This window comes from Imperialibacter roseus, from assembly GCF_032999765.1.
Lineage (GTDB): Bacteria > Bacteroidota > Bacteroidia > Cytophagales > Cyclobacteriaceae > Imperialibacter > Imperialibacter roseus.
In genome coordinates this window covers 2498914-2509991 of record NZ_CP136051.1, presented here as the reverse complement: position 1 = coordinate 2509991, position 11078 = coordinate 2498914, and the positions used below count along the sequence as shown (strand labels likewise).

The 11078-nt window shown below is 47.9% G+C and carries 7 protein-coding genes; all 7 read right to left on the bottom strand.

The genetic code is table 11. The features are described 5' to 3' along the window. Nucleotides 1-85: 85 nt before the first annotated feature. The 7 genes from RT717_RS10445 to RT717_RS10415 all read right to left on the bottom strand — a co-directional run bounded on the left by RT717_RS10445 (nt 86) and on the right by RT717_RS10415 (nt 11066). Nucleotides 86-1030, bottom strand: a complete 945-nt coding sequence (locus RT717_RS10445; RefSeq protein ID WP_317491678.1) for a CPBP family intramembrane glutamic endopeptidase — start codon at nt 1028-1030, stop codon at nt 86-88. 1 nt (nt 1031) lies between these two features. Beyond that, nucleotides 1032-2000 (bottom strand): lipid A deacylase LpxR family protein, encoded by a 969-nt coding sequence (locus RT717_RS10440; RefSeq protein ID WP_317491677.1) that lies wholly within the window; start codon nt 1998-2000, stop codon nt 1032-1034. Between the two features lie 379 nt (nt 2001-2379). Further along, nucleotides 2380-5508 carry a VPS10 domain-containing protein gene (locus tag RT717_RS10435; RefSeq protein WP_317491676.1) on the bottom strand — a complete coding sequence of 1043 codons (3129 nt, stop codon included), beginning with the start codon at nt 5506-5508 and terminating at the stop codon, nt 2380-2382. A gap of 107 nt (nt 5509-5615) precedes the next feature. After that, nucleotides 5616-6656 carry a polysaccharide deacetylase family protein gene (locus RT717_RS10430; protein ID WP_317491675.1) on the bottom strand — a complete coding sequence of 347 codons (1041 nt, stop codon included), beginning with the start codon at nt 6654-6656 and terminating at the stop codon, nt 5616-5618. Beyond that, nucleotides 6601-7491 (bottom strand): glucosaminidase domain-containing protein, encoded by an 891-nt coding sequence (locus RT717_RS10425; protein WP_317491674.1) that lies wholly within the window; start codon nt 7489-7491, stop codon nt 6601-6603. The genes RT717_RS10430 and RT717_RS10425 overlap by 56 nt, the downstream gene beginning before the upstream one ends. A gap of 22 nt (nt 7492-7513) precedes the next feature. Next, on the bottom strand, nt 7514-10528 hold the full coding sequence (locus tag RT717_RS10420; protein WP_317491673.1) for a PVC-type heme-binding CxxCH protein: 3015 nt from the start codon (nt 10526-10528) through the stop codon (nt 7514-7516). A 73-nt stretch (nt 10529-10601) separates the two neighbouring features. Next, nucleotides 10602-11066, bottom strand: coding sequence for a pyrophosphohydrolase domain-containing protein (locus RT717_RS10415; protein ID WP_151996710.1), 465 nt, complete (start codon nt 11064-11066; stop codon nt 10602-10604). Between the last annotated feature and the right edge of the window lie 12 nt (nt 11067-11078).

Below are 11078 nucleotides of genomic sequence, written 5' to 3'. Positions count from 1 at the left end.
ATTACAGAATTTCGCAATGCCACGTAACTGCGAACGATTAAGAAGTTGTGAATACTTTTTGAAAGGCAGTATTGGGACTTCGGACTTATTTGAAAACCAGCTGAAGCCACCCGTAAAACTCCATTAGCCACGCCACCCCCACATGAAGAACCACCCCACCCCATATGTTCCGGCTGTTAAGGGAAATAATGCCTAAAACATAGCCACCAATAGCTGAGCTTATAGCTTCCGTCATTGGCTTGCCAAAGTGCAGAAAAACATAAGACGGCACCATAACAAGCACGGCATAATTCCCAAAATACCGGTAGAATGCCAGCACCAGCAGACCCCTGTAGAATAGCTCAACCGACACGAAATCACTCCCGTATGCTATTTCATAAATAAGCAGAGGCCACCATTGACTAATCCCAAGCTCAGTCGCCAGCTCTGGCCCTTTGGTGCGCATGTAGCGGGGATAGTAAGCCTGCAAGTCCTGAAAAAAAGACGCAAGGCCGATTACCACCACCATACCCATAAACATCAGTGCATAAGGCTTCCAGTCCCAGTGAGTAGAGCGTAATCCGTAAAACAATTTGTATTTCTCCTTTTCAAAAAGCAAATAAAGGATCACCACGGGCAGCAAAACATTAACAAGGCTATCTGCCTTTCTAAATGTGTAGCTGGCAAAATAGTATTCGTTGCCATTCAGCCCGGCGACCAATCCATCAAATGGTTTCCAGTATTGCGACAAGCCCGACACTGCAAACACCAGGGCGGCCCGCAACCAAAAGCCAGTGTCTTTTACCCATGACTTTTCTCCTTTAAAATAATAAACAAGAAGGGCTGCAACCACAAAAGGAAACATATTGAAGGCAGCAACAAGCAGCCACCGGAGAGCAGGGCTATGCCCTTTGATGATATAGTCATCGTAAAACCCGAGGGAAAAATTGAAGCCTACACTTACACCTATAAAGAGCACAAGGCTCAGGTAAAGACCTGGATGGAAATTAGCCTTTTGAAAATCGATTAGCTGACGAATGAGTGCTTTCATATTAGAATCTATAGCTAATTTTAGCCCGCATATATCGGTGGTTTTCAGCTCCTTTCACTTCTCTGGACGTAGTTTTAAATGACAACTCGAAGTCAGCCTTTTTGTAAGCCAACACAGCGCCGTAGGTTTGACGCAAAACCGCTTTTTCCGAGCTTTCATGGTACATGCTCTCCGGTCCGATAAAGTTACCATCTATGGTGGCATTATAAAGCACGTAACTTCCCTGCCAGCATGCCACCAGGTACCACTCAATGAGCTTGCCACTCCCCTTTGCTGTATTCAAAAGACTGTTAGTTAAATGGCTTTGGTTCAAACTCCCTGGCAAGCCATACCTTACTACCACCTCCTGCGACACCTGATTGATCACTGTGCCTGCCGACATCGATGTGGAGCTCACCAAGTCAAACTTTTCACTAAACGCCCATTGCTTTAAATAGGAAGGTGTCAAAGTCAACACCGGCGTATTGTTAATCTGGTAATCCCAACCCCTGGGAAGCCGTATGCCCAGGCTGCCGTGCCACCAGCGCATCAGCTCTGCTGTTTTAATCGCCGGGCCAAGCCAACCCACATCCGCTTTCATGGTAAAAGCACTTGATGGTCTGAGATAATTCAGTTGAACTCCCAGGGTAGCCATCCCGGCATAAGGTCGGTCAAGCTGCTCTAACTTGTCCCACAGGATGTTTTTGGGCGTGTAGATGTAATGAGAGAAAACAATATCGGAAGAGTATTTGCTACCTTCTTTTGGGTGGCTGAAAGGTAGTCGGCTCCTCAAACTACTGTAGGATCCAAATATGCCACTTGAGTAGTACCGGTCATAACTAGTGAAGAAGTATGCATCGTTGTCAACGGTGAGCTGAACCTGTCTCACAAACGTGCTATCCGAACCGCTTCCAGTGACGACATGGCCCCCCCACGCCCACCCCTGAAACCCAAACACTAAACATAAAAGAAAATTGATCTTTCGGGCCATCAAAAAGCTACTTTCAGGGCGTTCTTTTTTTGAAGGGCTGAAGTTAAACTATTTTTCAGATACGGTCATCCCATGCATTGGGCAACTTCCGAAGCCGTGAGCACAAAAAATGGGTAGAAAAGCAAAGCCCCGATAATTATCGGGGCATGCTTAGTATATGAGTATTAGCACAGTAATGCCTAAATATCGAATAAAATTTGAATAAATCTTAATATTACCGTATTAAGGATTATGCCTCATCACATATATTTAACTAAAATAGTTCGGTGATCTATCAACAGCCTACCTGTTAAAATACCCCTACTTCTTCAAAAAACCTATCCTCAAACTTAGTCCGATTGCTTTACCAAACTTTGAGGCACACTTACTTACTCATATACTACATTTTCTCATCAAGCTTTACCTCCTGAAGATCTGACTTACTCACCTTTCTATTGAAAGAGGCGATGTCTTTTTCGAGGATGGTCTTGTAAGTAGCCATGTGCCCATCGAGCTCTCCTTTCAAAAGGTCAAATACCTCGTAAGAGCCCTTGGTCGGTTTCCCGTCGCCACTTTCTACGCTCTTTCTAAGGTAGGCCAGCCTGTTGTTCAACCTTATCGGGAAGTTCAATGGATCTTGCGAACTCTGATTTTTCACCTGATAAAGTGCCTCCTCAACGGTAGAAAGCTTCGACAAAAGTACCTCGGCATCCTTTTTTAAACCCTTGTTCTGCATCACTAGTGTGTCGATTTGGGCTTTCAACAAACGAATGTCTTTTACAGTCTGATTGGCCATGGAGGTAGCATTTTTTATCTTCATAGCCAGCTCAAACTGCTCTTTCACATCTGCTTCTGTCACTCCTGTAATCCTGGGGTCAAGCGCTACCTCAATTTCTCTGGTTTGCACTTCTCCGTTCACAGCTACACTCACGGTATACTTTCCCGGAGGCGCATAAGGGCCTAACTGTGGTCTGGCAGACCAGATAATCATCCCCTCAAAGTCTACAGCACCGGGATATCTTAAGTTCCACTCGTATTTATTGAGTCCCTGAGCGGTAGTCGGGGCCGTAGGCAGGCTGCCATACCAGCTCGCTGCTTCGTCTTCATCCTTCTTGGGCTCCGGCAAAGTCCCTTTTTCCTCCAAAATCACAGTTCCATTAGCATCTTTTATGGTAATAACTACCTCATCGGCCTGCTCTGGCAGGAAGTAGCTGATTGTAGCACTTTCCACTCGTCTAACAGCCCTGTCAGGCTCAAAAAGTGTATAGTTGGGATTGCCAGAAAGTTTGGCATACTCTCTCAGCGGCCCAATATCATCCAAAATATAGACCGAGCGACCATGGGTGCCCGCCACCAAATCTCTATCGGTCACCATCAAATCGGCAATTTGTGTGTCCGGCATGTTCAGCTGCAGCGCATTCCAGTTGGCGCCATCATCAAACGATACCCAAACGGTGTGCTCTCCACCTGCATACAGCAAGCCTGGCACTTTGATGTCCTCCCTGATAGTATGCAGGTAATCATCGGATCTGATGCCACTGATTATTTTTGTCCATGTCTTGCCATAATCGTGCGTTTTCCACAAGTACGGAGCCCTGTCATCCATTTGATAGCGTTTTGCAGCCACATACGCAGTGCCTGGGTGATGACGTGAAGCGTCGATGATACTTACCCTTGTGTCCTTTGGCATATCGGGTGGCGTAATATTGCTCCAGGTCTTCCCAAAGTCTCTCGTAATATGCACCAGGCCATCATCTGAGCCAGCCCAAATTGTGTTGACATCATGGTAGCTGGGTGCCAATGCAAACACGGTCGCATAAATCTCAGGCCCGTTCATATCCATGGTGAGTGCTCCACCTGACATACCCAGGGTAGCTGGGTCGGCATAAGTCAAATCTGGGCTTATTTTCTGCCACGACTGCCCTTCATCGGCCGACACCCACACATGCTGAGAGCATGTAAAAAGGAGGTTGTTGTCCACCGGAGAGAATACAATAGGAAATGTCCACTGCCAGCGCTCAGGCAATGATGATGAAGGCTCGCCTGAAAAGAAGCGTGGATACACCTGCACATCTCTCTCGTGGCCTGTTGCTCTGTTATAACGTGTTAACAGTGCTCCCTGGCTTCCGGCGTAGAATATATCAGGGTTCTTAGGATCCTGAGCAATGTAGCCGCTCTCCCCACCACCTGGCGAATAGTAGTACTCTGTTTTCGGCCCCCTGGCAGTCATAAAATCCCAACCATCACTTGGAATACACATCGTGGAATTGTCCTGCTGAGCTCCACAAATGTGATATGGAAAGTCGTTGGTGACCATGATGTGATAAAACTGAGCCGTTGGGAAGTCCAGGTCGGTCCAGGTTTTACCACCGTTGACCGATACAGTACCACCACCATCATTGGAAGCGATCATGCGCATGGGATCGTTAGGATCAATCCAGAGATCGTGGTTGTCACCATGTGGCGGCCTGATTGTGACGTCAAACTTTTCACCACCATCGGTAGATTTGTAAAAGCCCACGTTTAACCCATATACCGTGTTCTCGTCTTTTGGATCTGCGTAAATACGGCTGTAGTAAAACGCTCTTTGCCTGAGCTTGCGTTCGTCGTTCACCTGCTTCCAGGTTTTGCCAGCGTCGTCAGAGCGAAACACCCCGCCGTCGTTGGCTTCAACAACTGCCCAAAGCCTGTTTGGATTAGCAGGCGAAACTGTCACGCCAATTTTACCGACAGGCCCTTTCGGCAACCCTGGGTTCCTGGTGAGCTCTGTCCATGTGTCGCCACCGTCAATTGACTTATACAGGCCGCAATCGGGGCCACCACCCCACATTTTGTAGGGCTTGCGGTATACTTGCCAAATAGTGGCATAAACTACCTTCGGGTTTGTCCTGTCAATGATGATATCAACGCCGCCTGCCTTATCGCTTTTGTAAAGCACTTTTTTCCAGCTTTTACCCCCGTCGGTTGTTCTGAAAATGCCTCTTTCTTCATTATTGCCGTAGGGATGCCCGAGTGCGGCCACAAACACGATATCAGGATTCGTTGGGTCAACCCGCACCCTGGCAATCGCCTGGGTTTCTTTCAAACCTATGTTTTCCCAGGTTTTGCCAGCATCTACCGACTTGTAAACACCGTCTCCCTGCATGATATTACCTCTAAACTGGGTTTCGCCGGTTCCTATATACACAATGTCGGGATTGGTTTCCGACACGGCCACGGCACCCACCGATGAGCTTGTCAGCTGCCCGTCGGTTACTGGTTTCCAGGTAGTGCCACCATCAACAGTTTTCCAGAGGCCACCACCTACTGCCCCAAAGTAGTATTCGTTGGGTCGGGACGGACTTCCTGACGCTCCCAGCGACCTTCCTCCCCTGCTAGGCCCTACATTTCTCCATTCAAAGGCCTTAGTTAGCAAAGTATCAAGGGTAGTAATAGGCTTCGTGGGATAGCCCTCGGGCAATTGTCTCGCTCTCACTGCAAACGAGAGCAAAATGCCCGCAACAAGTAAATAGTATCTGTTTAACTTCATATAATAATTGATAAATTGAACGATAGGGTAATATAGGGAGCGAACCAGTTCACAGGAAGCCGCTAATGGAAAAGCCTTTAAGACCTTGAAAAATCAGCCGTTGTTTGCTATTTCAAAGCAGGATTGACCCAAAGGTGGCTGAACCAATGCCAATGACCATCGGTGTCTTTTATGGTAAGGGTATAAAGGGTTCTCCTGCTTCTCAGAGCGCTGCCTGGTTTTACGGTGACCTCTATTTTGTCGCCACTCATTTTCTTCTCCAGTACACATGATCCTCCCTGCACAAAACATTGAAGCTGCGATTCCATCAGGTTTGACTGAGCGAAGGTGACTTGAAGGGTGGGTGATGGATCATTAGCTATCATCAGAAAGCTCTCTGGCTTCTCAGCAATCACCTTCAAGGCCTGCATATTGGCTTTAGAAATAAATTTCTCCAACGGCGAAAAGCCCGAAGCCATCGGAAACCTGGGCAGGCTAAACAAATTGCCTCCGCCATGCATCACACCTGAGTTTTGGGCCAGCCCAGCCGAAAAACCCATTTCTTGCAGCAGTTCGGCCATTTTTGGATCGAACTCCCCATAGGGATAAGCAAATGCTTTGGGCGTAATTCCTAGTCGTTCCGTTATCAGCGCTTGTGCCTTTTCTACATCGCTGCGAAATGTCTCATACCGTGCGGGTGGTGCCTCATTTAAAAAATAGGCATGAGAATGACTATGGTTTCCTATTTCTATTTTGTTGCCCAGGCAGTCTTCGAGCTGCTTCCAGTCCATATAAGAGCTGCCACCTACTGTTTCAGTATTGATGAAAACGGTGGCAGGAAACCCGTATTTCTTTAATAAGGGAAGACCATTTTTGTAAAAGCTTTCGTAACCGTCGTCGATGGTAATAACAGCCACCCGTTCCCGCTCGCCTGGCTTTCTCAGGTAATCAACCGCCTCAGAAATGGTCAATACCTTAAAATCATTCTGTTTGAGATAGTTGAGATGAGCGTCAAAGCTTTCTGTAGAGATGTTGGTAGAAGGATACCGGCTATCTCCCACCCTATGGTAGACAAAGCCGACCACTTCCCTGTTCATTTGCCCAAGGAGGGTACTATTGGCGGTCGTCAACAATAACACCACCCACCACAACAACCGTATCAATAACATAGCCGAAAAGTTTAACGGTTCTTTCTTCAACAAAATACGCCGGATCAAGGCGATAATCATCGTACTGCATCATTCGATTCTGCCGGATAATGGTCGCCAGTTGTTCCACATACTCCTCACGCCTTTCCGAATAATACTTGAGGTAAGGAAGCAAAACATTCACGTTATCAGTGGTATCTCTCGCCTCTCTGAATCTCCGGTAAGCCCTACTTCGGGCCACCAATCCAAAGTAATCATAAATAGAGGCCGACACATCGTCGTACTTTCTTAGATAGATCGCCTGGCCGTTCCGTGAGTAGATGGACTTGATTCTCGGTTCGCCCGACCGGTACGACCAGATGCCAAAGAGGTTATTGGCTTGCTGGAATATGCGTGAAGTACCCCAGCCAGACTCCACCGCCGCCTGCGCCAGAATGATGCTGTTGGGATGGGTTTTCATGCGGCGAAGCAACAATTCGCCTGAAGCAGTTTTATAAAACTCACTTTGTGCAAAATAAAAGGCACTGTCCTCCTTTAGCCAAATGGGCTTGTTCAGTATTTCTCTGATTTTATTTCTTTCGTCCTCTATCCTGTGCTTCGCCAAAAGAATGGACGGCAACAAGGCGGAAATGAACTTTAGCTTGGCCTGGTCAGGTGGCAACTGGTCAATTCCTTCAATTTCGTGATACAGAACAGGCGCCACCAATGTGTCGTCGAGTAGCGCTATGCTATCCGGGTGGTTGGCCAATACTTCCCTGGTTTTGATATAATGCGTCTTATCAATCGAAAAATTGACAAGTACAGCAGCAAAACCCACCAGGATTAGCAGAATGACAAAAATGATCGTCTTTCTCAAAAAGGGTGTTTAGTTGATCAATCTATCTTTTAAGATAAGCTATTAAATCGGACATTTGCTCAACGGAGATAGAATTTTCAAATCCTGTAGGCATCGCCGACACGTCTGAGGCTTTCAACGACTCAATTTCATTTCTATTCACGGTGGTTAAATTGCCAGCTGGATCTTTGATGCTTAGCGATGAGGCTGTTTCTGACGCAATCACTCCTGTTAGTTGCTCACCTTTACTAGTTTTTAATTCCCAGGTTTCAAACCCGTCGGCAATAGATCGATTGGGGTTGATGATATCGGCCAGAATAAACGATGCATCTCTGTTCCTAATGGTTCCAAGGTCAGGGCCAAAACTACTGCCTCCTTCTCCGCCTTCTTGATGGCATACAGCACAATTAGCCTTAAATACAGCCGCTCCAGCCACCCGGTCACCTTTCACATCCAATGCCTGCTGATACTTTTTTACTAACTCGCCGGGCGCCTCATTGTTCGTCGCAAGCAGTCGCCTCGCTTTTTTCCGAATGCCATCAGTATAGCTGTTCATCAGCCTCACCTTGCGTGGCCAGGCAATTGTAGCCTGATCAATACTCCCTGCGTCCACCGCATCGAGCAATGCATGAGAACCTGATTCGCTGTTAAGAAGATGTCCCATGGCATGATCTCTTATGTCTGGCGTAAGACTACTCCAGCTTTTCACTATGAGCTGAGAGGCAGCCTGATTATTGATAGCGACTATGGCGTTGATGGCACCCTCTTGTACGTCATCCGGCTCCTGTGCAGACACGAGCGTTGACAATTTATCAATATAGGCCCCATTGGCTGATTTGGTTAACAAAAGTAGCGCATCAGTTCTTAAGGCCGGACTTGCTCCTCCGTTCAGTGCCAGTTGCAACGCTTTCTCCTGAACATCCGCCAAATGGGATGCCTCAATTCCTGGCAAATGAGTGAGAAGTCTCACGCTGGCTGCCCTCACCTCAGCTGGGGTTTTTTCGTTTAATTGGGCCTTCAGGAGCCTCATCTCAGCCACGGCGTTCCCGGCCCGAAGTCCACTGTTTTTAACGGCCCCGTCAATTCCCCTGAGTACAGCAGATTTCCACCATGCGTCGCTTTGATCCTGGGTGCCTGAAAGCACTTTCTTTAACATTTCCGAAATGGCCTTCTGGTTGCCAGAAGTAGCCATCGCCGCAGCGCAGTTGGAGAAAAACATGGCCGTTCCTTCTGAGGGCGAATTGGCCAATGTGCTGATAGTCTCCGATAGCAACTCACTTTCTTTCCCATAGCTGGCACTCAAGGCCGCCACCTGCACCCATCGGTCGTTGATGTCTTGCCGAAGAAGTTGATTGCGAGCCTCAGTGGCCTCTTTGGTATCGACAAAGCCCAGCGTGCACAAAAGCTGAAACCTTACCCGGGCGTCGCTATCGCCGGACATGCCAACCAGAGTCTTGGCCAATGTTGGCCATGCTGTCAGGTGTATTTCAGCCAACCTGATGGCATTTTCCCTTACACCAGCCGCCTTGTGTCTCAATCCCCTTTCTATGAGCTCAGCAGTTAATTGGCCTCTACCCTCCAGCGCCCAAAGCCCATGCAAAAAACCAACTGCACGCTCAGTGCTGGCCACATAGTCAATCAGCACATCGTTTGGCACCAAAGCTTCGTTGGCTACTATCAGGCGCTGTACATTTCTTCGCCACCAAATATTGTCACTACCCAGCAAGGTGACGATTTCATCTGAAGTCATGGCCGGAATATCTATGCTTCCTGCCCAGTTCATGGGAGCTGTACCTTTGGGTGATATTCTGTAAATTCTGCCCTGATTCGAGCCATTGTACAGCGCTCCCGAATTGTTTACCTCTTCCGACATCCACTCAGGGTGCTCCACAATCTGCCGATAATAGTCGATCATATACAAAGCACCGTCGGGGCCTACATAAAACTGAACAGGACGGAACCAGGCATCTGTAGACGCCAAAAACTCTTTATTTTCAACCAAGCGGCTTGCACGAAACGACGCACCTTTGGCAATAACCCTATCCGCATGGACAAGATTATGCACCGGCTCCGCCACAAAAGTCACATTCTCGAAGCCCTTGATCAAACCGGCTTGGTACCACGTAACACCGCAGGAGGAAGTAATGACGCCGACATCGGTCAACAACTGATTGGCAGGATTTTGCGTGATAGGAAATACCTCTGCTGCACTGCCATGGTCTGGTATGTTCTCCATCGCATCGGCAACCACCAGGTTGGGATTGCGGGCCAGGTACCTGGCAGGAATGACTTCTGTAAAAAGATGGTCAGCATTGCTGGTGCCAAAATGGTGACCCCAGGCGTCGAAAGTTTGCCCATACTGCGATTCGCCGGAAAGCATCTCCAACTGGAAAAAGTCAGGTATGAACCTTACGTTCCGGCCATTGGCGTCAATTGGTAACTTAGGTGCCTTATCATTGGCAGGGTAATGAACCTCACTCCCCTCGTCGCTAAACTCTTTTACACTTACTTTGGGTGTTACCATTCCCTGGTGCGCTACATAAATCCAGTTGTCGAGGCCATACATGGGCGTGTTGGCAATGTGCTGTGGATTGGTAACGGCAAATCCCGTCAGCAACACCTCTTTTCTATCTGCCTTTCCGTCGCCATTTGTATCCTCCAGGTAAAGTACGTCCGGCACATCGACCACAACTAGTCCGTTTTTCCATCTCATCAGACCCGTGGGCAGCTTAAGGCCGTCGGCAAACACGACGGCCTCGTCAAACTGCCCGTCTGTATCGGTGTCCAGCAGTTGTTTTATCACGCCACTTCCGGACAAGTCCAGGGGGTACCCATGCATTTCCAGCACATAAGTTCTTCCCAACTCATCCACTTCCATCGCCACCGGATCTGCCACCAGTGGTTCGGATGCAATAAGTTCGATTTGAAGGCCTTCGTATAGATCAAAAGAAGCCAGGGCCTTTTCTGCCAACTGCTCATCTTCTTCTTTGTCCCCCTGCGAAGCGCAAGAAGACAAGACGATCACAAGAGAGAAAACAAAGGTTTGCTTAAAAGTCATAAGGTAGGTTCGGGTGTGTTGCGACAACAATTTATCAAAAACGCACCTAATCCTTTAACCCGCCAACATAAAATTAGCTGAGAATAAATTTAAGGTCGGCCGGAGAGTATTTCACAGACTTCAGGGTTTTTCTGTCCCCGGTTCTGAACACGAGGTACAGTCCGTCCGCTTCTTCATAGTGGCATTCAACACCTTGTGCCTTGTAGTGATTTACTGTGGCTTCAGCTTCTTCAATTGTCTTGCAGGTTTTGCTCATATTGGAGCGCTGCACCTCGTCAAAAAGCTCTTTGAATTGCCCACCCAAGCCAAATTCAAGCACAGCTCCACTGAGTACATACTGCAGGTCGCACAGAGCGTCAGCTATTTCTACGATGTCCTTTGCCTGAATAGCCTCTTCCAATTCTTTCAGTTCCTCAGCCAGAAGATTCACTCTGAGGGCACACCGGTCAGCAGAAGGTACAGTAGCCTCTGGCAGTATCGGGTGACCAAAAGTTCGGTGAAATTTTGCTACATCATTAAGAGAATCAGGCGATTGCATAAAGTGGGGTTT

Excerpts from the sequence above, each read along its gene's own strand:
- RT717_RS10430 (WP_317491675.1), bottom strand. The coding sequence starts at position 6,656 with ATGTTATTGATACGGTTGTTGTGGTGGGTGGTGTTATTGTTGACGACC.
- RT717_RS10415 (WP_151996710.1), bottom strand. The coding sequence starts at position 11,066 with ATGCAATCGCCTGATTCTCTTAATGATGTAGCAAAATTTCACCGAACT.
- RT717_RS10445 (WP_317491678.1), bottom strand. The coding sequence starts at position 1,030 with ATGAAAGCACTCATTCGTCAGCTAATCGATTTTCAAAAGGCTAATTTC.
- RT717_RS10435 (WP_317491676.1), bottom strand. The coding sequence starts at position 5,508 with ATGAAGTTAAACAGATACTATTTACTTGTTGCGGGCATTTTGCTCTCG.
- RT717_RS10420 (WP_317491673.1), bottom strand. The coding sequence starts at position 10,528 with ATGACTTTTAAGCAAACCTTTGTTTTCTCTCTTGTGATCGTCTTGTCT.
- RT717_RS10440 (WP_317491677.1), bottom strand. The coding sequence starts at position 2,000 with ATGGCCCGAAAGATCAATTTTCTTTTATGTTTAGTGTTTGGGTTTCAG.